This window comes from Rhodococcus sp. IEGM 1305 (assembly GCF_030058635.1).
GTDB classification, from domain to species: Bacteria; Actinomycetota; Actinomycetes; order Mycobacteriales; family Mycobacteriaceae; genus Rhodococcus_F; species Rhodococcus_F opacus_D.
Window position 1 is genome coordinate 117,171 of record NZ_JASHKX010000008.1, and the last position, 26,901, is coordinate 144,071.

General features: G+C 69.8%; 1 protein-coding gene. It reads left to right on the forward strand.

Annotation, left to right across the window (positions count from 1 at the left end; genetic code table 11):
- Entirely contained in the window at positions 1-26,787 is a 26,787-nt protein-coding gene (locus QM693_RS15460) for a non-ribosomal peptide synthase/polyketide synthase (protein ID WP_283352791.1), read from the forward strand.
- Positions 26,788-26,901 lie beyond the last annotated feature (114 nt).

Consider the following 26,901-nt stretch of genomic DNA (forward strand, 5'->3'; position numbering starts at 1 on the left):
ATGACGAGTGTGAATTCGCCGCAGCCGAATAACGGCGCCGAAGATGTGAACGTTCCCGAAGGGGCCTTCCCGCTCTCCTCGGTGCAACGCAGCATGTGGTTCGCCCAACAACTGAGCCCCACCGTTCCGAAGTTCATCGCCCAGTACATCGAGTTGCGGGGCGAGATCGACCTGGACCTGTTGAGCGATGCGGCGGTCCGGGCGGGTCAGGAGTTCCAGTCGCCGTTCCTGCGACTGCTGGACGTCGACGGGGAGCCCTACCAGGCGGTCGATTTCAGCATCGACCCGTCGATCGGATTCCTCGACTTCCGGGGCGAGTCCGACCCGATGGCTGCCGCGCAGGTGTGGATCGACGAGGATTACGCGACGCCGCTCCGGCTCACCCGGGACCGGCTCGTCGAGATGAACGTTCTCCAGGTCGGTGAGCAGCACTACCTGTGGTACACCAGGATTCACCACGTCGCGCTCGACGGATACAGCGGTATGACCATGGTGAACCGGATCGCGGCGCTGTACACGGCGGCGGTCGAGGGCACCGAACCGGAACCGAACCGTGCGCTGGATCTGCGCGACCTCTACGAGCTGGACCAGAAGTACCGGGCGTCGAGCCGCTTCGAGAACGACCGGTTGTACTGGGCCGAACGCATTGTCGGCATCGAGCACGGGTCGACGCTCGCCACCCACGACGCGCCCGCGGCGGCGAAGAGCCGGCTCGAGAGCGCGAAGATCTCCGACACCGCACTGGGTTTCCTCGGAGAGTCGGATCAGCGGGTCGGCGCCACGTCGGCGGCGGTACTGCTCGCCGGGTTCGCCTGCTATCTGTCCCGGATGACGGGCAAGCGGGACGTGCTCATCAACCTGCCGGTGTCGGCGCGCACCACGGCGCCGTTGCAGCGGTCCGGTGGCATGCTCGTCAACGTCGCCCCGCTGCGGATCACCGTCCGCCCGGAGGACACGGTGGCCGAGCTCGTGCAGCGAACGCAGCTCGAACTGATGGGTGCGCTGCGCCATCAGCGGTGCAGCCTCGAGGACATCCGCCGCGATGCCGGGCTCGCCGGGACCGCGGAGGGCCTCGCCGGCCCGATGGTGAACGTCATGCTGTTCCACCAGGCGTTCACTCTCGGCACGGTCACGGGCGAGTACCACATCGTGACATCGGGCCCGGTGGACGACCTGCTGGTCAACATCTATCAGAGCGGTGACGGGCAGACGCTCCTCGATTTCCGCGGCAACCCCAACCGGTACGGCTCGGAGGAGTTGCGCGCCCACCACCGCAGGTTCGTGGAACTGGTCGAGGAGTTCGTCACGGCCGAGCCGCAGACACGGACCGCCGACATTCACGCCGAGAGTGCGCGCCTCGGCGCGCGGTTCCTCGAGCGGGAGGCCCAGCTCGCGTTCTGGAAGCGGGAGTTGGCCGGCCTGCCGGAGGTGACGGCACTGCCACTGGATCGGCCGCGTCCGGTTGAGCGGGCCGGGGCCGGCGAGGTCGTCGGGTTCGCCGTCGACGCGGACGTGCAGCGCCGCGCGGCACTGCTTGCCGAGGAGGCGGGCACCGGGATCTTCACCACGCTGCACGCCGCGCTGGCCGTACTCCTGGGCCGGCTGGGCGACACCGACGACGTCGTGATCGGAACGCCGGTCGTCGGGCGCGAGGCTTCCGACTCCGACGACCCGGAAGCCGGAGCATTCTTCAACAAGACCGTCCTGCGGTCGCAGGTGGACACCGCAACGTCGTTCGTCGACCACCTGAGCCGGGTCCGGGACGCCGACCGGGCCGCGTTCGCGCATGCGGCGCTGCCCTTCGACGATCTCGTCGCCACCCTCGGGGCCGAATCCGATCCCTCGCACGCCCCGCTGTTCCAGGTGATGCTCGAATTCACCGACGGTGGCCATCCGCACTACTCGTCCGGGGACGTGACGGTCAGCCCGATCCAGCGCGAACACCGCGCGCTGGGGCTGGATCTCGTGTTCTCCCTCACCGAATCGGAGACGGGCGGCATCATCGGCCGGTTGCGGTTCGCGACGGACGTGTGGGACCGCGCCGGCGCGGAGGCCCTGGCCGCGCGCTTCGTTCGCATCCTGCAGACGGTGACGGCGGACCCCGCCGCACCGATCGGGGACGTCGACCTCCTCGAGCAGGTCGAATACGCGGAACTCGCGCCGGTCCGCGACGAACCGTCGGTCGAGCCCCGCACGCTGCCCGCGTTGCTCGCGCGCGCCGTCGAGACGGGCGGCGACGGGGACGCCCTCGTCTACCAGGGACGCACCCTGACCTACCCCGAACTCGACGCGCAGTCGGACCGTCTCGCCCGCATGCTGATCGGACACGGTGTGGGACCGGGTTCGGTTGTGGCGCTGGCGATCGCGCGATCGATCGAATCGGTGCTGGCCACCTGGGCGGTCGCGAAGTCCGGGGCCGCGTTCGTCCCGGTCGACCCGAACTATCCGGCCGATCGCATCGAGCACATGCTCACCGATTCCGGTGCGGTCGTCGGGCTCACCGTGGCGGCGCACCGGTCGTCGCTGCCGGAGATCACGCCGTGGTTCGTGATGGACGACGCGTCGTTCGGCCGGGACCTGGCGCAGCACGCGGCCGGCACGGTCGCCGACCCCGACCGCCTGCGGCCGCTGCGGACCGCGGATCCGGCCTACCTGATCTACACGTCCGGTTCCACCGGCACACCCAAGGGTGTCGTCGTCACTCACATCGGCCTGGCCAATTTCGCCGAGGACGAGCGGCAGCGGTTCGCCGTGACCGCGGAGTCCCGCACCCTGCACTTCTCCTCACCGAGTTTCGACGCGTCCATCCTGGAACTGCTTCTCGCGGTGGGTGCCGGCGCCACGATGGTGGTGGCGCCGTCGACGGTGTACGGCGGTACCGAACTCGCGGACCTGTTGCGTCGGGAACGGGTGACGCACGCGTTCGTGACCCCCGCCGCGCTGGCATCCGTCGATCCGACCGGCCTCGACCACATCCGGTGCGTCGTCACCGGTGGTGAGAGCTGTCCTCCTGCGCTGGTGGCGCAGTGGGCGCCGGGGCGGGTCATGTTCAACGCATACGGCCCGACCGAGGCCACCGTCGTCGCGAGCGTGGCCGGACCGTTGACGGTCGGTGAACCGGTGACGATCGGCCGCCCGTCCCGCGGTTGCGCTCTGCTGGTGCTCGATTCGCGGTTGCACCCCGTCCCGAAAGGGGTCCCCGGTGAGCTGTACATCACCGGTGACGGTGTGGCACGCGGGTACCACAATCGGTCGATCCCGACGGCCGAACGGTTCGTCGCCGACCCCCACGGGGCGCCCGGCGAGCGGATGTATCGCACCGGCGACCTGGCACGGTGGAACGCTGCCGGACAGCTGGAATACCTGGGCCGCACCGACTTCCAAGTGAAGATCCGCGGGTTCCGCATCGAACTCGGCGAGATCGACGCCGTCGTCCGCTCGCATCCGAGTGTGGCGTTCGCGATCACGGTCGGACGGACCGCACCGTCCGGCGACACCGTGCTGGTGACGTACGTGCTCCCCGAGGACGGGACGGACATCGTCGTCGGCGACATCCTCGAGCACGCCGCGGCCGCGCTGCCCGCGCACATGGTGCCCGCCCGGGTGATGGTGCTCCGCGAGGTCCCGCTGACCCCGGCGGGCAAACTCGACCGGAAGGCGTTGCCGGAACCGCAGTTCGAGGCCACCTCCACCGTCTACCGGGCGCCGGTGACCCCGACCGAGATGCAGATCGCGGAGGTGTTCGCGGCGCTTCTGGGAGTCGAGCGCATCGGCGTCGACGACAGCTTCTTCGACCTGGGCGGCGACTCCCTCGTCGCGACTCGCGTGGTGTCCCGGGTCAACGCGGCCCTGAGCGCGGAGATCGGGGTGCTCGATCTGTTCGAGGCGCCCAGCGTCGCGTTGCTCAGTGCCCGCGTCGACGCTCTCGGGCCCCGCACCTCCGCCCGCCCCGTGCTCGCGCCGCGGGCCGGGTCCGGCCCGGTGCAGGTGTCGCTGGCGCAGCAACGGATGTGGTTCATCAACCAGCTCGACACGGCCTCGCCCGCATACAACATTCCCGTCGGCATCCGGCTGCGCGGCACGCTCGACGTGGACGCGCTGCGGACCGCGGTGAGTGACGTCCTCGCCCGGCACGAGTCGCTGCGGACGGTGTTCCCGAACACCCCCAACGGTCCCATTCAGGTGGTTCTGCCGGTCGCCGAGGTGAGCCCGCACCTCGACGCGGTCGAGGTGGCCGAGAACGAGCTCGAATCCCGCCTGATCGCCGACGCCGCAACCGGTTTCGACGTCACCGTCGAACCGCCGATCCGGGCGGAGCTCTACCGCACCGCGACCGACGATCACGTGCTGGTGTTCGTGGTGCACCACATCGCCGCCGACGGCCTGTCGATGACACCGCTGACCCGGGACGTGATGGTGGCCTACCACGCCCGCGCCGCAGGCGACACGCCGCAGTGGGCACCGCTCGAGGTGCAGTACGCCGATTTCGCGGTGTGGCAGCGCGAGCTGCTCGGTTCCCCCGACGATCCGACGAGCCTCCTCGCCCGCCAACTGGCGTTCTGGGCCCGCACGCTCGACGGCGCCCCCGAGGTCATGGACCTGCCGACCGACCGGCCGCGCCCGGCCCGGCAGTCGATGATCGGCGCCACCGCCGACTTCTCGATCCCGGCGCGCATCCACGCCGCGCTGCTCGAGATCGCGGGCGCCAACGACGCCAGCCTGTTCATGGTGGTGCACGCCGCCCTCGCGGTCCTGCTGTCCCGGTCGAGCGGCTCGTCCGACGTGTCGATCGGATCCCCGGTTTCCGGTCGTGGCGAACGCCAACTCGACGACGTCGTCGGCATGTTCGTCAACACCGTCGTCCTGCGCACCACCGTCGACCCCGATCGGAGCTTCCCCGAGATCCTCTCCCACACCCGCTCCGTGGATCTGGAGGCGTTCAGCAACACCGATCTGCCGTATGAGCGGCTCGTCGACGAACTGAAGCCGACCCGCTCCGAGGCACATTCACCGCTGTTCCAGGTGATGCTGGTGCTGCAGGGATTCGCGAAGACGCGGCTCGAGCTGCCCGGGCTCGACGTGGAGGTCGAGGCCCTCGAGACCGGCGCCGCCAAGTTCGACCTGCAGGTCATCCTCACCGAGCACACCGAGGAATCCGGCGCCCCGGGTGCGATCGACGTCCAATTCTCGTACGCGTCGGAACTGTTCGACCCGCCGACGATGACGGCGCTGGCCGAACGCTTCGTCACCTTGCTCGAGACCGTCACCGCCGGTTCGGACGCGAAGGTCGGCGATATCGACCTGATCGGTGCGGACGAGACCCACCGGATGCTCGCGCAGTGGATCGACACGGACGTCGCCGTGCCGGACTCGGCGACCTTGGTCAGCCTGTTCGAGGCGCAGGTGGCCCGGACCCCGGACGCCGTGGCCGTCGTGTTCGCCGAAGAGGAACTGCTGTACGCGGAATTCGATGCCCGCGCCAACCGGCTGGCACGCGAACTCCTTGCCCGCGGCGTCGGACCCGAATCCCGGGTCGCCATCGCCCTGCGCCGTTCACTCGAGCTGATGATCGCGATCTACGCGGTCGAGAAGACCGGGGCAGCGTACGTTCCGCTCGACCCCGATCACCCCGCCTCGCGAATCGCCTACGTGATCGAGAGCGCCGAGCCCGCATGCGTTCTCACCTCCTCCCGCGACCGGTGCGAGGGCGTCGACGGCGCGGCCGGTGCGTCCGTGATCGAGATCGACACCCTGAACCTGTCCCGGCGGCCGAGTACCCCGATCACCGACGCCGAGCGGGGCGGTCCGATCCACCCCGATTCGACCGCCTACGTGATCTACACGTCCGGATCGACCGGCCGTCCCAAGGGGGTCGCCGTCAGCCACCGCGCGATCGTGAACCGCTTGCTGTGGATGCAGGACACGTACCGGATGGACCACACGGACGTGGTGCTGCAGAAGACACCCGTCACGTTCGACGTGTCCGTGTGGGAACTGTTCTGGCCCCTCGAGGTCGGTGCGCGACTCGTCCTCGCCGCGCCGGACGGTCACCGCGACCCGACCTACCTGTCCCACATCATCGCCGACCACCAGGTCACCACCATGCACTTCGTGCCGTCGATGCTCGCGGTGTTCACGGCAGGCGCCGAACCGGAACTCTGCGGTTCGCTGCGCCAGGTGTTCTGCAGTGGTGAGGCGCTGCCGCCCGCCACCGCCGACGCGTTCCGGGAATTCGGGTCCGCGGCGCTGCACAACCTGTACGGCCCGACGGAGGCCGCGGTCGACGTCACCTACTGGGAGTGCACGGAAGGCGACCGGGCCTCGGTCCCGATCGGGGCGCCCGTGTGGAACACGCAGGTGTACGTCCTCGACTCCCGGCTGCACCCCGTGCCGGTCGGCGTGCACGGCGAGCTGTACCTGGCCGGCATCCAGCTGGCCCGCGGCTATGTCGGCCGCAGCGATCTGACGTCCGACCGGTTCGTGGCGAACCCGTTCGGCGCGCCGGGACAGCGGATGTACCGCACCGGCGACGTCGTCCGCTGGCGTGCCGACGGCAACATCGAGTACATCGGACGCCGCGACTTCCAGGTCAAGCTCCGCGGTCAGCGCATCGAACTCGGCGAGGTCGAGGCGGCCGTGCTGGCGCACCCGTCGGTGGCGCAGGCGGTCGTGACCGTGCACCGCAGCGAGGCCACCGGCGAAAGCCTTGTCGGCTACGTGATTCCCGTGGCCGGCGCCGACATCGACACCGCCGTCGTGCGCGACGCGGCGGCGGAGGCGCTGCCCGCCTACATGGTGCCGACCCGGATCATCGTGCTCGACCGGTTCCCGCTCGGGGCCACCGGCAAGCTGGACCGGGGAGCCCTGCCCGAGCCGGAGTTCCTCAGCCCGTCCGCAGAATTCGTCACCCCGCGGAACCCGATCGAGGAGATCCTCGCGTCGATCTTCGCGGATCTGCTCGACGCGCCCCGGATCGGTGTGTACGACAGCTTCTTCGACCTCGGCGGCAACTCACTGGTGGCCACCCGGCTGGTGGCGCGGGTGAACGCCGCGCTGGGCAGCCGGATCGGGGTCCGGGAGATCTTCGACGCCCCGACCGTCGCGACCCTGGCAACCCGGATCGAATCCGAGGCCGTGCAGGGGGCCGAACGCCCGCCGCTGGTGGCCGGGGTGCGCCCCGACCGACTGCCGGTCTCGCTGGCGCAGAAGCGCATGTGGTTCATCAACCAGTTCGACCTCGACTCCCCGGCCTACAACATCGCGCTCGCGGTGCGGTTGACGGGCGACCTCGACGAGGACGCGATGCAGGACGCCGTCGCCGACGTGATGGACCGGCACGAGTCGTTGCGCACCCGGTTCCCGATGGTGGAGGGCGAACCCGTCCAGGTGATCCTGCCGACCGAGGACGTGGTGCCCGATCTGTCGCCGATCGCGACGACGGAAGCAGAACTGCCCGAGCACATCTCGCGACTCGCGGGCGCCGGGTTCGACGTCACCGTGTCGGTGCCGGTGCGCGCCGCCCTGTTCCGTACCGATCCCGGCGAGCACGTTCTCGTCATCGTCGTCCACCACATCAGCGCCGACGGCTTCTCCATGGCCCCGCTCGCCCGGGACGTGATGACCGCCTACGCGGCCCGCACCGGGGGACAGGCACCGGACTGGACGCCGCTGCCGGTGCAGTACGCCGACTTCGCGCTCTGGCAGCACCGGGTGCTCGGCAACGCCGACGACCCCGACAGCCTGCTGGCCGCCCAGCTCGACTACTGGACGCACACGCTCGCCGGGCTTCCGGAACTCCTCGCGCTGCCGACGGACCACCCCCGGCCGGTGCAGCAGTCGATGCGCGGCGGCATCCACTCGTTCAGCATCGACCCGCAGGTGCACAGCCGGTTGATCACGACTGCCCGCGAACATAATTCGAGTGTGTTCATGGCCGTGCACGCGGCGCTCGCCGTGCTCCTGGCCAGGCTGGGCGACACGGACGACGTGTCGGTGGGCACCCCCATCGCAGGTCGTGGCGACGCCGCCCTGGACGACATGGTCGGCATGTTCGTCAACACCCTGGTGCTGCGCACCCCGGTCGAACCGGCCGGCACGTTCACCGATCTGCTGTCCACGGTCCGCGACACCGACCTGAGCGCGTTCCACCACGCGGATCTGCCGTTCGAGCGGCTGGTCGACGCGATCTCACCCGAACGCGCGACGTCGCATTCGCCGCTGTTCCAGGTGGTGCTCGAGTTCCGCAACAACGAGCGCCCGCGGCTGGAGCTGCCCGGGTTGACCGTCACCGGCCTCGACCTGGCCACCGACATCTCCAACTTCGACCTGCAACTCACCCTCACCGAGGAATTCGGGGTGTCGGGGGAGCCCGCCGGGATCTCCGCGGCCTTCACGTACGCGTCGAGCCTGTTCGACGCGTCCACGATCGCCGGCTTCGCCGACTACCTGCAGCGGATCTTCGACGCGGTGACGTCCGAACCGGGCATGGCCGTCGGTGACATCGACCTGATGGTGGCGTCCGAACGTGCGGCCCTCACCCCGGTGATGGACGGGCCCGACGCCGAACCGCGGACCCTGCCCGAACTGCTCGCGGCCGCGGCCTCCGTGGATCCCAAGGCGGCCGCGCTGTCCTACGAGGGCCGTGAGGTGACGTATCGCGATCTCGACGAGCGGTCGAACCGTCTCGCCCGCTTGCTGATCGGGCGCGGCATCGGCCCGGAATCGGTGGTGGCGCTGGCGCTGGCGCGGTCGCCGGAGTCGGTGCTGTCACTGTGGGCCGTCGCCAAGACCGGTGCCGCGTTCGTCCCGGTCGACCCGAACTACCCGACCGACCGGATCGTCCACATGCTCAGCGACTCCGGTGCGGCGCTCGCGCTCACCGTCGCCGAGTTCCGTCCCACGCTGCCGGACTGCACGTCCTACGTCGTGGTCGACGCACCCGGATTCGACGACGAGGTGAGCGCGCACTCCGCCGCGGTCGTCACCGACGCCGACCGGACACACCCGCTCGCGCTGGAGAACCCGGCCTACCTGATCTACACGTCCGGGTCCACCGGCACCCCGAAGGGCGTCGTCGTCACCCACCGCGGCCTGGCGAACTTCGCCACCGACGAACGCGTCCGCTTCGGGGTCACGCCGCGGTCGCGCACGCTGCACTTCTCGTCGCCGAGCTTCGACGCGTCGATCCTGGAATTGCTGCTCGCGGTCGGCTCCGGCGCGACCATGGTGATCGCTCCGGCGTCCGTCATCGGCGGCACCGAACTCGCCGACGTGCTCCGGGAAGGCCGGGTCACGCACGCGTTCATCACCCCGGCGGCCATGGCGTCCGTGGACCCCGCGGGCCTCGACCAGCTCGAGTGTGTCGCCACCGGCGGCGACGTGTGCCCGCCGGAGCTGGTGGCGCAGTGGGTGACCGGGGGCAGGCGGATGTTCAACGCCTACGGCCCCACCGAGGCGACGGTCGTGTCCAGCGTGACGGGACCGATGATTCCCGGTGAGGGCGTCACCATCGGCCGTCCGCCGATGGGAACCGGGGAGATGGTGCTCGATTCACGCCTGCACCCGGTGCCCAACGGGGTGACCGGCGAACTGTACGTCACCGGTTCCGGTCTGGCCCGCGGCTACAAGGACCGGGCGGGCACGACGGCGGAGCGTTTCGTCGCCAACCCGTACGGCGGCCTCGGGGCCCGCATGTACCGGACCGGCGACCTGGCGCGCTGGAACGGTGCCGGCCAGCTCGAGTACCTGGGCCGCAGCGACTTCCAGGTGAAGATCCGCGGTTTCCGCATCGAACTCGGCGAGATCGAGACCGCCCTCACGCGCTACCCGGGGGTCGCCCGTTCGGTGGTGTCCGCGCACCAGGGCAGCACCGGAGCCAACCGGCTCGTCGGGTACCTCGTCCCCACGGCGGGCGCGGAACTCGACCCGGAAGCCGTCCTCGATTTCGTCGGCGGATTCCTCGCCCCGTACATGGTGCCGTCCGCGCTGATCGTCCTCGACGAGTTGCCGCTCACCCCCGCAGGCAAGCTGGATCGCCGCGCGCTGCCCGAACCCGACTTCGGCGCCCGGGTGTCGACCGGCCGCGCGCCGGTGTCGGAGATGGAGGAGGTGCTCGCCGGACTGTTCGCCGAGGTCCTCGGTCTGGAATCGGCCGGTGTCGAGGACTCGTTCTTCGCCCTCGGCGGCGACAGCATCATGTCGATCCAGTTGGTGGCCCGCGCGAAGGCGGCGGGTGTGGTGCTGACCCCGCGGGACGTGTTCGAGGCCAAGACCGTTGCCGGTCTCGCCGCGGTGGCGTCGTGGGTGGGGGCCGCCGACATCGTCGTCCTCGACGAACTGCCCGGTGGCGGAGTCGGCGACATGCCGACCACCCCGATCACGAAGTGGCTGCTCGAACGGGGCGGCGAGTTCAACCGCATGTCGCAGTCGGCGCTGCTGACCGCACCGCCGAACCTGCGCGAACTCGAACCCCTGAGCGCCACGTTCCAAGCCGTCCTCGACCGGCACGACATGCTGCGCGCGCAGCTGATCGTCTCCGCCGAGGACTCGCACCTCGCCGTCCGCCCGGTCGGCGCGGTCGACGCACAGGACCTGATCCGCCGGGTCCCCGTGTCCACCGCCCCGGGAACCCCGGCGTTCGCGGCGACGGTGATCGCGGAACTCGACGCCGCGCTGGACCGACTCGATCCCGCGGCCGGCGTCATGGTGCAGGTGGTGTGGTTCGACGCCGGGGAATCCGGCGGCCGCCTGCTCGTCGTCGCGCATCACCTCGTCGTCGACGGTGTGTCGTGGCGCATCCTCGTCCCCGACCTCGCGACCGCCTGGGCGCAGATCTCGGCAGGCCAGGAACCGGTCCTCGAACAGGTCGGCACGTCCATGCGCCGGTGGGCGCACGGACTGGTCGACGAGGCGGCGAACCGGGCAGCCGAACTGGACCTGTGGCAGCGCATCCTCGACTGCGAGGACCCACTCGTCGGCAGCCGCCCGCTCGACCCCGACATCGACGTCAACGCGACCGTCGGCCGCGTCACCGTGCAGCTGCCCGCCGAGGTCAGCGAAGCCGTCCTCACGGCCCTGCCGGAGGCCATCCACGGCAGCGTGAACGACGGACTCCTCACCGCGCTGGCGATGGCGGTCACCCAGTGGCGGCGCACCCGCGGCCACACCCTGCACGGCCGGTCCGTCGACGGGACCCTGGTGAGCCTCGAGGGTCACGGCCGTGAAGACCAGGTCGTGCCGGGCGCCGATCTGGGCCGCACCGTCGGCTGGTTCACAGCGATGTTCCCGGTGCGTCTCGACCTGTCCGGCATCGACCTCGACGACGCGTTCGACGGCGGAAAGGCCGCCGGCTCCGCGATCAAGGCGATCAAGGAACAACTGCTCGCGATCCCGGATCACGGCATGGGTTACGGCATGCTGCGGTACCTCAACGCCGACACCGCCCCGCTGCTCGCGGCCCGCTCGCTGCCGCAGATCAGCTTCAACTACCTGGGACGCTTCGCCGCCGACCTGTCCGAGGCGGCCACCCGCGCCGGCTGGACGCCGACCGGTGAAGTCGACATGGACCGTGCGCAGGACCTCGACACCCCGGTCACCTCGGCCATCGACGTCAACGCGGTCACCACCGAGGTGGAGGACCGGCCTCAACTGCGCGCCACCTGGGCGTACGCGGCCGGTGTCCTGACCGTCGCCGAGGTCCGGGAACTCGCCGAACTGTGGGTCCGGGCGCTCACCGCGCTCACCACGTACGCGGCCCGCCCCGACGCCGGCGGCGTGACCCCGTCCGACCTCGAACTGGTCAGCCTCGACCAGGACGCCATCGACCGCATCGAATCGCGCTTCCCGGCGCTGTCCGACATCTGGTCGCTGTCGCCGCTGCAGTCCGGACTGCTCTTCCACGCACTGCTGGCCGATCAGACGATCGACTCGTACACGGTGCAGGTGACTCTCGAACTGCGCGGTGCCGTGCCGTCCCGCATGCGGGTGGCCGGGCAGGCCCTGCTCGACCGGCACGCGAACCTGCGGGCGTCGTTCGTCTACGACGAGGGCGGCACCCCGGTTCAGGCGATCCACGGGTACGCCGAGCTGCCCTGGACGGAGATCGACCTGTCCGGGCTGGACGCGGAGAGCCGCGAGGCCGAGATCGTGCGACTCCTCGACGCCGACCGGCGCCGCGGGTTCGACATGGCCACCCCGCCGCTGTTGCGGTTCATGCTGATCCAGATCGGTGGGGACGAGCAGCGCCTGATCATCACCAACCACCACATCCTGCTCGACGGCTGGTCGATGCCGCTGCTGATCCGCGACCTCCTCACCCTGTACGCCACGGAGGGTGACGCCACGGCGCTGCCGCGGGTGCACCCGTACCGCGACTACCTCGCGTGGATGTCGCACCGCAGCACCGAGGACTCCCTCGGTGTATGGCGGCGTGCCCTCGCCGGGGTGGAGGAGCCGACGCTGCTCGCGCCCGCCGACGCGTCGGTGCAGAGCGACACGCAGTCCAATGAACTGCTCGTCGAACTCGACGTCGACCGCACCGATCAGCTGAGTGTGCTCGCACGCGAGCACGGTCTGACCCTCAGCACCCTGATCCGCACCGCGTGGGGAATCGTGCTGGGCGGCTTGGTCGGTCGCTCCGATGTGGTCTTCGGTGGGACGGTGTCCGGTCGGCCTCCGCAGATCGCGGGGATCGAGTCGATGGTGGGCCTGTTCATCAACACCCTGCCGGTGCGCGTGGTTCTCGACCCGCGGGAAACGCTGGGGGAGTTGCTCGAACGCATCCAGGGCGAGCAAGCCGCGCTGCTCGACCACCACTACGTCGGACTGACGGACATTCAGTCGGTGGCCGGTCCCGGTGCCGGTTTCGACACGCTGACCGTGTTCGAGTCGTATCCCGTCGATCGGGAAGGGCTGACCGAGCAGACCGACATCGCCGGCATGCACGTCCTCGACGTGCACGACAGCGCGAACGCCGCCCACTACCCGCTCGCGCTGATCGCCTCGGCGCACGAGAACCTGCAGCTGAAGCTCGAGTACGTCGAGGAGCTGTTCGACCGGGCCGACGTGGAGCGGATCGGCGACCGGATCGTCCGGGCGCTGATCGCGCTCGCCGAGCATCCCGGGATGAAACTGGCGCAGCTGCGTCTGCTCACCGACGTCGAGGAGGCCGAACTGGTTCCGGCCCGCGGCCCGTCCGGCCGCTCCGTGCGAACACTGCCGCAGATGTTCACCGACACGGCCGCCGCCGCGGGGGACGCGACCGCACTCGTGTTCGGGGACCGCCGGATGTCCTACCGGGAACTGGACGAACGGTCCAACCAGCTCGCGCGTCTGCTCATCGACCGCGGCGTCGGCCCGGAAGACATCGTGGCCCTGGGTATCTCACGGTCCATCGAATCGGTCCTGGCGGTCTGGTCGATCACCAAGACCGGCGCGGCGTTCGTTCCGGTCGATCCGACCTACCCGCGTGAGCGGGTCGAGCACATGGTCACGGATTCCGGGTGCACGTTCGGTCTCCGCCTGGACGCCGACCACGGCCGGCTGCCCGACACGGTCGGCTGGCTGACCCTCGACGACGCCGAGACCGCGACGGCCGTTCGGGCGATGTCCACCGACACCGTCACCGACGACGACCGTGTCGCCCCCCTGCGCTTCGCACACCCGGCGTACGTCATCTACACGTCCGGCTCCACCGGCAAGCCGAAGGGCGTGGTGGTCAGCCACCGCGGTCTCGACAATTTCGCCGAGGAGCAGCGGACCCGCTACGCGACCGATTCCACGTCGCGGGCGTTGCACTTCTCCTCACCGAGCTTCGACGCCTCGGTCCTCGAATACCTGCTGTCGTTCGCCGTCGGCGCGACCATGGTGATCGTGCCGCCGTCCGTGTACGGCGGCGAGGAACTCGCGGAGCTGATCCGCAGCGAGAGCGTCACCCACGGGTTCGTCACCCCCGCGGCGCTGGCCTCCGTCGACCCCGAGGGGCTCGACGTGTTCCAGAACGTGGTCGCCGGCGGCGAGGCGGTCCCGCCGGAACTGGTGACCCGCTGGGCGCCTGGCCGCACCATGTACAACGGCTACGGTCCCACCGAGACCACCATCATGAGCAACCTCAGCGACCACCTGCAGGCGGGGGAGACGGTCACCATCGGTGCCCCCGTCCGCGGCGTCTCCGAGGTGATTCTCGACTCGCGGCTGCAACCGGTCTCCGTCGGCGTCGCCGGCGAGCTCTACATCTCCGGTGAGGGCCTGGCCCGCGGCTATCATGCACGCGCCGGGCTGACCAGCGAGCGGTTCGTCGCCAACCCCTACGGCGGGCCGGGCGACCGGATGTACCGCACCGGCGACCTCGCGCGGTGGCGGTCCGATCACACGGTCGAATACCTGGGCCGCACCGACTTCCAGGTGAAGATCCGCGGGTTCCGCATCGAGCTCGGCGACATCGACAGCGCGCTCGCCGCGCATTCGTCCGTGGCGTTCGCCGTCACCCTCGGGCGTCCCGGCCCCGCCGGCGACACCGTACTCGTCTCCTACGTGCTGCCGGAGACCGAGTCGGCACTCGAACCGCCGGAACTGAAGGAGTGGACGGCGAACCTGCTGCCCGCACACATGGTGCCGTCCAGCATCATGATCCTGGACGAGATCCCGCTCACCCCCGTCGGCAAGCTCGATCGGGCAGCGCTGCCCGAACCGCAGTTCCTGCCCACGTCGGGCGACTTCCGGCCGCCGTCGACGGTCCTCGAACACACGATCGCCGACGTCATCACCACCGTCCTGGGCATCGAACGGGTCGGCATCGACGACAACTTCTTCGACATCGGCGGAAACTCGCTGATCGCGACCCGTGTCGCCGCGCGCCTGACCGCGGAACTGGACACCGACATCGGTGTCCGCACCCTGTTCGAGGCGCCGACGATCCATCAGCTGGCCCGCCTCATCGAGTCGACGGCATTCGCACCCGCGCAGGACGGCGCCCACGTCCGGATCCCGCTCGGCCCGATGCCGCGGCCCGCGCACGTGCCGGTGTCCCTGGCGCAGAAGAGGATGTGGTTCCTCAACCAGTTCGACACGTCGTCGGCGGCCTACAACATTCCCCTGGCCGTGCGGCTGACCGGTCACCTGGACGTGGAGTCGCTGCGCGCGGCGGTGACGGACGTCTTCGTCCGCCACGAATCGTTGCGGACCGTGTTCCCGTCCCACGACGGCGAACCGACCCAGGTGGTCCTCTCGCCGGGTCAGTGGACGCCGAACCTCGAGATCGTCGAGGTGTCCGAGGACGAACTGAGGGAGCACATCGCCGGTCTCGCGACCGCCGGCTTCGACGTGACGGCCGACGTGCCGATGCGGTCGGCGCTGTTCGCACTCGCCCCCGACGACCACGTGCTCGTCATCGTGGTGCACCACATCTGCGCCGACGGGTTCTCGCTCACCCCGCTCGCCCGGGACGTCATGACCGCCTACGCCGCCCGCATCGCGGGGAGCGCACCGCAGTGGAACCCACTGTCGGTGCAGTACGCCGACTACACCCTGTGGCAGCTGCAACTGCTGGGCGACGAGAGCGACGCCGAATCGCTGATCTCCCAGCAACTCCGGTACTGGACGGATCAGCTGGCCGACCTGCCCGAACTCCTGCAGCTGCCCACCGACCGGGCGCGGCCGGTCCAGCAGTCGTTCCGCGGTGCGCAGGTCGACTTCACGATTCCGGCGGACGTGCACCGGGCGCTGGCGGCGTTGGCGCGCAAGCACAACTCCACCATGTTCATGGCCGTCCACGCGGCCCTGTCGGTGCTGCTGTCGGCGCTCTCGTCGACCGAGGACATCGCGGTCGGCACACCCATCGCCGGCCGCGGTGACGCGGCACTCGACGACATGGTCGGCATGTTCGTCAACACCCTGGTGCTGCGGAGCGCTGTCGACCCGGCGGCGGGTTTCGGCGCCCTGATGGATCAGGTGCGGGCCACCGACCTGGCCGCGTTCCACCATTCGGACCTGCCGTTCGAGCGGCTCGTCGACGTTCTCGCGCCGGAGCGCTCCACCGCGCACTCGCCGCTGTTCCAGGCGCTGCTCGAGTTCCGGAACAACGAGACGCCGCGGCTCGAGCTCCCGGAACTGACCGCGGCCGCCGTCGATTTCGATCTCGAGGTCGCCAAGTTCGACCTGCAGCTCAGCGTCGAGGAAGGATTCGACGCGGACGGGGTGGCGTCGGGTATCGCCGCGTCGTTCATCTTCGCCACCGATCTGTTCGACGCCGGCACCGTCCGGACGTTCGCCGACCGGTTCCTGCGCATCCTCGGTGCCGTCACCTCCGATCCGCTGGCCCCGGTCGGGGACATCGTGATCACCGACGCCGCCGAGCGGTCGGCGATGGCGACCGAATGGAACACCGCCGGACTCGACGCGGGCACCGACACCCTCGCGGACCGGTTCGCCCAGAGCGTGGCCCGGTTCCCCGACGCCACGGCCGTGACGTCGGAGGACGTGGCACTGACGTACGCGGAGCTCGACGCCCGGTCGAACCGGCTGGCCCGCCTGCTCATCTCCCAGGGAGTGGGGCCGGAAACGCTGGTGGCCGTGGCGCTTCCACGCACCTGCGATCTGATCATCGCCCTGCTGGCGGTGATCAAGACCGGCGGCGGCTACCTGCCCGTCGATATCACCTACCCGGCGGACCGGCTGGCGTTCGTGTTCGAGGACGCCGCACCGAACTGTGTCATCACCACCACGGGGGACGTCTCCGCCCTGCCGGATTCGGAGACCCCGGCGATCCTGCTCGACGACCCCGAGACCACCGCCGACCTCGCGCAGCAGTCGCCGGCGACGATCACCGACGCCGACCGGCTGGCGCCGCTCGACTCCGCGTCGGTGGCGTACGTCATCTACACCTCCGGGTCGACGGGCCGCCCCAAGGGCGTGGTCGTCTCGCACCGCAACGTGCTGACGCTGTTCGCGAACACGCAGACGCTGTACGGGTTCGACGAGAACGACGTGTGGACGATGTTCCACTCGTACGCGTTCGACTTCTCCGTGTGGGAGCTGTGGGGTCCGCTGCTCTATGGCGGCCGACTCGTCGTCGTCGACTACTACACGGCGCGGTCGCCGGAAATGTTCCACGAACTCCTGCGGAACGAGCAGGTCACCGTACTCAACCAGACCCCGACCGCGTTCTACCAGCTCGCCGAGACCGACCGCATCGTCTCGGAGATCGACGTGAACGCGGCGGCACTGGCCCTGCGGTACGTGATCTTCGGTGGTGAGGCGCTCGACCTCGGACAGCTCGGCCGCTGGTACACGCGGCACGACGACTCCGCCCCGACGCTGGTGAACATGTACGGCATCACCGAGACGACGGTCCACGTCAGCTACCTCGCGCTCGACCGCGAATTCGCCGAGTCCGCGTCGGCCAGCGTGATCGGCCGCGGAATCGCCGGGCTGCACGTCCACGTCCTCGACCGGCGCCTGCACCCGGTTCCCCCGGGCACCATCGGGGAGATGTACGTGTCGGGTGACCAGGTGACCCGCGGCTACCTCGGCCGGGCCGGGCTCAGTTCGACCCGGTTCGTGGCCGACCCGCTCCGGCCCGGGGCCCGGATGTACCGCACGGGTGACCTGGCGCGCTGGAACACCGACGGCCAGCTCGAGTACCTGGGCCGCAGCGACTTCCAGGTCAAGATCCGTGGTTTCCGCATCGAACTCGGCGAGATCGAATCCGCGCTGCTCCGGTACCGCGGCATCGCCCAGGCCGTCGTCCTCACCCGCGACGACGGGCACGGCGGTCACCGGCTGATCGGCTACGTGGTTCCGGAATCCGGCGCCACCGTCGAGGTGTCGTCCGCGCTCGAGTTCGTCGGCACCCAGCTCACCTCGTACATGGTGCCCGCCACCCTGGTGGTGCTCGACGCACTGCCGTTGACGAGCAACGGCAAACTCGACCGCCGCGCGTTGCCGGAACCCGACTTCGGGGCCCGGGTGTCGGCGGGCCGCGCCCCGGCCACGGAGATGGAAACCGTCCTCGCCGGTCTGTTCGCCGAGGTACTCGGTCTGGAATCGGTGGGTGTGGACGACTCGTTCTTCGCACTCGGCGGCGACAGCATCATGTCGATCCAGTTGGTGGCCCGGGCGAAGGCCGCCGGCGTGGTGCTCACCCCGCGGGACGTGTTCGAGGCCAAGACCGTTGCCACGCTCGCCGAGGCCGCCTCCTGGGCGGGCGCCGCCGACGTGGTGGTCCTCGACGAACTGCCGGGCGGCGGGATCGGCGAGATGCCGGTCACCCCGATCACCGCGTGGCTGCTCGAACGCGGCGGCGACTTCCGCCGCTACACCCAGACCGCGCTGCTGTCCCTGCCCGCCGCGGCCGACGAGACACTGCTGAAGCGCACGATCGCGGCCGTCGTGGATCACCACGACATGCTGCGGGCGCGTCTCCTCGGTGCCGAGCCGCAGTGGCGGATCGAGGTGCAGGCCGTGGGCGCGGTCGACGTCGACGACGTGCTGCACCGCGTCGAGGTCGCGTCGGTGGTCGGTTCCGGGTTCGCGGAGGTCGCGACCCGTGAACTCGATGCCGCGGCAGGACGACTGGACCCCGAGGCCGGGGTCATGCTGCAGATGGTGTGGTTCGACGCCGGCGACGAGGGCGGGCGGCTGCTGGTCGTGGCCCACCACCTGGTGGTCGACGGTGTGTCGTGGCGGATCCTCGTCCCCGACCTGGCGACCGCGTGGGCGCAGGTCTCCGCCGGTCAGGAACCGGCCCTCGAACCGGTCGGCACGTCGATGCGGCGCTGGTCGCACGGCCTCGTCGAGGCGACACGCGAACGCGCCGGCGAGATCGAACTGTGGCGCCGGGTGCTCGAGGCCGACGACCCGCTCATCGGATCGCGTCCGCTCGACGCCGCGGTCGACGTGGCCGGGACCGTCGAGAAGGTGACCGTGGAGGTGCCCGCCGACGTGACGGACGCACTGCTCACGCGTGTTCCCGAGGCGTTCCACGGCGGCGTCAACGACGGACTGCTCACCGCGCTGGCGCTGGCACTGGCCCAGTGGCGGCGCACCCAGGGCGACTTCACGCGCGAATCGCTGGTCAGCCTCGAAGGCCACGGCCGCGAGGACCAGGTGCTGCCGGGCGCCGACCTGGGCCGCACCGTCGGCTGGTTCACGGCGATGTTCCCGGTGCGCCTGGACCTGTCGGGCATCGACCTCGACGACGCGTTCGCCGGTGGCAAGGCCGCGGGGTCCGCGGTCAAGGCGATCAAGGAACAGTTGCTGGCCATCCCGGATCACGGCATCGGCTACGGCATGCTCCGCTACCTGGACCCGGAGAGCGCGGATCAACTGCGGGCGCTGGCGAAGCCGCAGGTCACGTTCAACTACCTGGGCCGGCTGGGCGGCGCGACGTCCACCGACATCCACGGTCACGCCTGGGTTCCGGTGACGGACACGAAGCTCGACGACATCCCCGCCTCCGACATCCCGGTGGCGTCGGCGCTCGACATCAACGCCGTCACCGGCACCGGGGCCGACGGCAACCGGCTGCGGGCCACGTGGGCGTTCCCGACCGGGGTCCTCACCCCGTCCGAGGTCCGCGCACTCGCCGACCTGTGGGTGCAGGCGCTGACCGCGCTGACCACCCACGTCGCGCGGCCCGACGCCGGCGGTGTGACCCCGTCCGATCTGGACCTGGTCACCCTCGACCAGGACGCGATCGACCGGCTCGAGGCCCGGTTCCCGGCACTGTCGGACATCTGGTCGCTGTCACCGCTGCAGTCCGGGCTGCTGTTCCACGCCCAGTTCTCGGACGCCTCGGTCGACCCGTACCTGGTGCAGCTGGCGCTGAAACTGCGCGGAAACATCGACCCGGACCGGATCCGCCGGGCCGGACAGGCCCTGCTGGACCGGCACCCCAACCTGCGGGCCGCGTTCGTCCACGACAGTGCGGGCGCCTCCGCGCAGATCATCCAGCAGCACGTGGAACTGCCGTGGTCGGAGTTCGACCTCTCGGCACTCGACCCCGACGAGACCACCCGCGAATACGACCGGATCGTGGCACGGGACCGGTCGGTGAAGTTCGACATGGCGAACGCGCCGCTGCTGCGGCTGGCCCTCGTCCGGCTCACCGAGGAGGACTACCGGCTGATCCTGACCAACCACCACATCCTGCTCGACGGCTGGTCGACTCCGCTGGTCATCCGCGACCTGCTGACGCTGTACGCGTTGGACGCCGACGGCAGCCTGCTGCCCCGGGTCCACTCCTACCGCGACTACCTGTCGTGGATGAAGCGCCACGACACCACGGACTCCCTCGACGCCTGGCGCACCGCGCTCGACGGGGTCGAGGGGCCGACCCTCCTTGCCCCGCTGGAGCGGGGTGAGGCGCACTCCGTCGTCGCGGAGGAGACCGCCTTCACACTGTCGGTGGAGCAGACCACCCGGTTGCGGGACCTGAGCCGGGAACGCGGGCTCACCCTCAACACCGTCGTCCAGACGGCGTGGGGAATCGTGCTGGGCGGCTTGATCGGCCGCTCCGACGTGGTGTTCGGCGGTACGGTCTCGGGCCGGCCGCCGCAGATCGCGGGCATCGAATCGATGGTGGGTCTGTTCATCAACACCCTGCCGGTGCGGGTGACCCTCGACCCGTGGGAGTCGCTGGGCGAGCTGCTCGAACGTGTGCAGAGCGAACAGGCCGCACTGCTCGATCACCACTACCTGGGTCTGACCGACATCCAGTCGGCGGTCGGCGGCGGCGGTGCCTTCGACACGCTGACCGTGTTCGAGTCGTACCCGGTCGACGAGGCGGGGCTGACGGAGCAGACCGACATCGCCGGGATGTTCGTCACCGGCATCGACGGCAAAGACTCCGCGCACTACCCGCTCGCCGTCGTCGCCTCCGGGGACGCGCGGCTGAACTTCAAGTTCGAATACCTCCCCGAGGTCTTCGAGGAAAGCGCGGTCGACGAGATCGCGGACCGGCTGCAGCGGGTGCTCGACGCCCTCGCCGACCGACCCGAGATTCCGCTCGCCCACATGCAACTGCTCACCGAGGCCGAACTCGCCGAGTTCGCGCCGGTGCGCGGCCGTCCCGGGTTCTCCGTCCGGACGCTGCCGCAGATCTTCGAGGACGCGGCCGCCCTGGATCCGAACCGCACGGCGCTGACGTTCGAGGGCCGCAACGTGTCCTACCGGGAGCTCAACGAACGCTCCAACCAGCTCGCGCGGGTGCTCATCTCCCGCGGCGCCGGCCCGGAGACGTTCGTGGCGCTCGGCATTCCCCGATCGATCGAGTCGGTCCTCGCCGTGTGGGCGGTGGCCAAGACGGGTGCCGCATTCGTCCCCGTCGACCCGAACTACCCGATGGACCGCATCGAGCACATGCTCACCGATTCGGGTGCCACCATCGGATTGACCATGGCCGCGTACGAGAAGGCGCTGCCCGACTCGGTGCCGTGGCTGCAGCTCGACTCGCCCAAATTCGAAAAGGCCTGCCAGTCGAAACCGGCTCTGCCGGTGGCCGATTCGGATCGGCGGTCGCCGATAAGCCTCGACAACGCCGCCTACATCGTCTACACCTCCGGTTCGACGGGGAAGCCGAAGGGCGTCGTGGTCACCCACGAGGGCCTCGACAACTTCGCCGAGGACCAGCGGCAGCGTTTCGCCGCCGCGCAGACGTCCCGCACCCTGCACTTCTCGACGCCCAGCTTCGACGGGTCGGTGTTCGAGTACCTGCAGGCCTTCGGGGTCGGCGCCACGATGGTGATCGCCCCGCCGACGGTGTACGGCGGAGCGGAACTGGCCGAACTGATCAGGTCCGAACACGTCACCCACGCGTTCGTCACCACCGCGGCGCTGTCCACGGTCGACCCGACGGGGCTCGACGAATTCCAGCACGTCGTGTTCGGCGGCGAGGCGTGCCCGCCGGAACTGGTGACCCGCTGGGCGCCCGGCCGGCAACTGTCCAACGCGTACGGACCCACCGAGACCACGGTGATGGCGAACATCAGTGACCCGATGACGGTGGGCGACCCCATCACCCTCGGCGGCCCGATCCGCGGAGTCGGTGAGCTCGTGCTGGATTCACGTCTCCAGCCGGTGCCCGTCGGGGTGCCCGGCGAGCTGTACATCACCGGTGCCGGTCTCGCCCGCGGCTACCACCGGCGCCCGGAACTGAGCAGCCAGCGGTTCGTCGCCAACCCGTTCGGGGAGGCGGGGGAGCGGATGTACCGCACCGGCGACATCGTCCGGTGGCGCGCCGACCACACCGTCGAGTACGTGGGCCGCAGCGACTTCCAGGTGAAGATCCGCGGTTTCCGCATCGAACTCGGCGAGATCGACAACGAGATCGCCACGTTCCCCGGGGTCAGCTTCGCCGCGACCCTCGGTGTTCCCGGCCCGTCCGGTGACACGGTGCTGGTGACCTACCTGCTGCCCAACACGGCCGGCGGCGTCGATCCGGCCGAACTCACCGCGCACCTGTCGACCCGGCTCCCCGCGCACATGGTGCCGACGAGCGTCATGTTCCTGGACGAGATCCCGTTGACCCCGGTGGGCAAACTGGACCGGTCGGCGCTGCCCGCCCCCGAGTTCCACGTCACCACCACCGAGTTCCAGCCGCCGACCAACGACCTCGAACGCAAGATCGTGGACATCTTCGCCGATGTCCTCGGTGTCGAACGGATCGGTATCGACGACAACTTCTTCGATCTCGGCGGAAACTCGCTGGTCGCCACCCGTGTCACGGCGCGGTTGCGGGATGCCCTCGACACCGACATCGGTGTGCGTGCCCTGTTCGAGGCCCCCGACGTCCGGTCGCTGGCCGCACGCGTCGCCGACAGTGTGAGCGGCGGCGCCCGCCCGGCCCTCGCGCCGGTCGAACGGCCCGACCGGATTCCGCTGTCGCTGGCACAGAAGCGGATGTGGTTCCTCAACCAATTCGACACGTCCTCACCGGCCTACAACATTCCGTTGGCCGTCCGGCTGACCGGAACCCTGGACGAGGACGCCCTGCGGCTGGCGATGGCCGACGTCCTCGAACGGCACGAGACGCTGCGCACCGTCTTCCCGACGGTCGACAACGAACCGACCCAGCGGATCCTGCCCGCCGCCGATGCGCAACCGGGCGTCGACACCGTCGCGGTGGCGGCGGAGGACTTGCCGCGGCACATCATGGATCTGGTGTCCCGTGGGTTCGACGTCAGCACCGACGTGCCGGTCCGCGCGGCCCTGTTCCGGATTGCGCCCGACCATCACGTGCTGACGATCGTGGTGCACCACATCAGCGCGGACGGATTCTCCCTGGCGCCGCTCGCCCGCGACGTCATGGTGGCGTACACGTCACGGCTCGGCGGCGACGGCCCGCAGTGGGATCCGCTGCACGTCCAGTACGCCGACTACACGCTGTGGCAGCATGCCGGACTCGGCTCGGAGAACGATCCCGAATCGATGATCAACCAGCAGTTGCGGTTCTGGTCGGAGACGCTGGCCGGGGTGCCGGACGTCATCCAGTTGCCGACCGACCGGCCGCGCCCGATCCAGCAGACGTTCGAGGGTGATCGGGTCGAGTTCGCGATCGACGCCGACCTCCATCAGCGGCTCACGGCACTGGCCCGGGTCAACAACGCCACCATGTTCATGGCCGTCCACGCCGCGCTGGCGGTTCTGCTGTCGAGGCTCGGCAGCACCGACGACGTCGTCATCGGCACCCCCGTCGCCGGGCGCGGTGAAGCCGCACTCGACGACATGGTCGGCATGTTCGTCAACACCCTGGTCCTGCGGAACCGGATCGACCCGGCGTCGACGTTCACCGAACTGGTGCAGCGGATCCGGGAAACGGACCTGGCCGCGTTCCAGCACTCGGATCTGCCGTTCGAGCGCCTCGTCGAGGAGCTCAACCCGACCCGGTCCACGTCGTACTCGCCCCTGTTCCAGGTGGCCCTCGAGTTCCAGAACAACGAGAACCCGACGCTGGAACTGCCGGATCTGCGGGTCGAGAACGTGGACCTCGAAACCAAGGTGGTGAAGGAAGACCTCGAGGTGATCCTCGCCGAGCAGTTCGATCAGGACGGCGCGCCAGCGGGTGTCGCCGGCGGACTCGACTTCGCCGTCTCCCTGTTCGACCGCGGGACCGCACGCTCGATCGCGGACCGGTTCGTCCGGATCCTCGCGGCCGTCACCGCCGACCCGGACCGGCCGATCGGCACCCTCCCGCTGCTCGACGAGGCGGAGATCGAGGAGATGGTCCCGGCGCGCGGCAAGCCCGACGTGCGCCCCGAGGTGTGGCCCGACCTGCTCACGGCCGCCGCGGCACTCGACCCCGATTCGGTGGCGTTGTCCTTCGAGGACCGGCAGGTCACCTACCGCGAACTCGACGAATGGTCCAACCGGCTGGCGCGGGTGCTGTGCGCCCAGGGAGTCGGGCCGGAGACGTTCGTGGCCATCGGAATGCCGCGATCGATCGAGGAAGTCGTGTCGATCTGGTCGGTCGCGAAGTCGGGTGCGGCGTTCGTGCCCGTCGACCCGACCTACCCGCGGGACCGCATCGACTACATGCTGACCGACTGCCGGGCGTCCGTCGGCCTGACCGTCGCCGGCCGTCGCGACAACCTGCCGGACACCGTGTCGTGGCTGGTGCTCGACGACGAGTCCTTCGCCGAGCAGGTCGCGGCCGTCTCCTCGGCGCCGGTCACCGACGCTGACCGCACACGCCCGCTCCATCTGGCCCACCCGGCGTACCTGATCTACACGTCGGGATCGACCGGTAAGCCGAAGGGTGTCATCGTCACTCACCGCGGCATGGCCAACCTCACCGCGGAGGAGCACGAACGGTTCCAGGTCACGCACGAGTCGCGGGTCTCGCATCTGGCGTCCCCGAGCTTCGACGCGTCGATCTTCGAGCTGATGATGGCGTTCGGCGCGTCGGCCCGGGTCGTGATCGTGCCGCCCACCGTCTTCGGTGGCACGGAGCTGGCGGACCTGTTCCGGCGCAACGCGGTGACACACGCGTTCATCACGCCCACCGCGCTGTCGTCCATCGAGGACGTGGGACTCGAATCGCTCCGTGTCCTCGCGGTGGCCGGTGAGGCCTGCCCGCCGGAGCTGGTGGAGATCTGGGGTAAGCACCGCAACATGCACAACGGCTACGGGCCCACGGAGACGACCATCCAGGCGAGCGTCAGCGCCCCGATGCGTCCGGGTGGCGTCGTGAACATCGGCGCCCCCGCGCTGGGATTCGGTTCGCTGGTCCTCGACGAGCGCCTGCAGCCGGTCCCGGTCGGTGTGCCCGGCGAGCTCTACATCACCGGCCCCGGACTGGCACGCGGGTACCACAACCGGTCGGCGCTGACGTCGGAGCGGTTCGTCGCCTGCCCGTTCGGCGAGCCCGGTCGCCGGATGTACCGCACCGGCGACGTGGTGCGCTGGCGCGGCGACCACACCATCGAGTACATCGGCCGCACCGACTTCCAGGTGAAGGTCCGCGGCTTCCGCATCGAACTCGGTGAGATCGACGCCGTCCTCGCCCGCCACCCCGCGGTCGCGTTCGCGGCCACCATCGGTCACACCGGACCGTCCGGCGACACGCTCCTCGCGTCGTACGTGCGGGCGGCCGAGGGACACGATCTCGAGCCGGCGGAGTTGCGTACCCACGCAGCCGACCGCCTGCCCGCGCACATGGTCCCGTCCGCGGTGGTCGTCCTCGATCAGATCCCGATGACCCCGGTCGGCAAACTCGACCGCAAGGCGCTGCCCGCACCCGAGTTCGGCACCACCGGAGCGGCCTTCCGGGCCCCGACGACGGCGACCGAGCACATCATCGTCGAGGCGTTCGCCGAGGTGCTGGGCGTGGACCGGGTCGGCACCGCCGACAGCTTCTTCGACCTCGGCGGCAACTCGATCGTCGCCACCCGGGTGATCACGGTGCTGCAGGAACGCCTCGGACGGCAGATCCCGTTGCAATCCATGTTCCTGGACCCGACCCCCGCCGGTCTGGCACTGCGCGTCGACACCGAGAACGCGGCCGGGTCGCCGGTCGACGAGGCGCTCGGCGTGGTCATCCCGCTGCGGCCGACAGGGGACAAGCCGCCCCTGTTCTGCATCCATCCCGGGATCGGGCTGTCGTGGGGTTACGCGGGTCTCCTGCAGCACCTCTCGCAGGACCGGCCGGCGTTCGGCCTGCAGTTGCCGATCATCAGCGGTGGCCCGAGCTTCGAGTCGATCGAGCAGCTGGCGCACCAGTACGTGCTGGAGATGCGCAAGGTCCAGGCGCACGGGCCCTACCACCTGCTGGGCTGGTCGCTCGGCGGCGTCATCGCCCACGCGATGGCCGTCGAACTGCGGCGGGAAGGGGAGGCGGTCGACACGCTGGCCGTCATGGACAGCTACGTGACCGACGGGACCGACCAGGGTCCGGAGAGCCTCACCGTGTCCGAGTTGCTCCACGGCCTCGGGCTGGACCTCGAGTCCGTCTCCGAGGAGGAACTCACCTACGAGCGGGCAGTCGAGTTGCTGGACGACGCGTTCGGGCAGAAGACGGGACTGACCCCGAAGCACCTGGAGCGGATCAGCGCCGGATTCACGAACTCCTCGCGGATCATGAACAACTTCCGCCCGCAGGTGTTCGACGGGGATCTGCTGTTCTTCACGGCCGCCGGATCGGCGTCGACGGAACAGCATTCGCCGGACGAGTGGCGGAGTTCCGTCACCGGAGGCATCCGGGAAGTGAAGATCGAGTGCGAGCACAATCAGATGATCGAACCCGAGGTCCTGGCCGTGGTGGGGCCGGTCCTCGAGGATTATCTGAGCGCGCATTGACCCGATTTCGTTGCGTCGGGCCCGCCCTCCATTGCAGTGGCGTAACGGGCGGGCCCGAATACCGATATCTCCTGCGAACTCGGTAACAATCGATCTACGCAAACTAGGAGGCGG

Excerpts from the sequence above, each read along its gene's own strand:
- QM693_RS15460 (WP_283352791.1), top strand. The coding sequence starts at position 1 with ATGACGAGTGTGAATTCGCCGCAGCCGAATAACGGCGCCGAAGATGTG.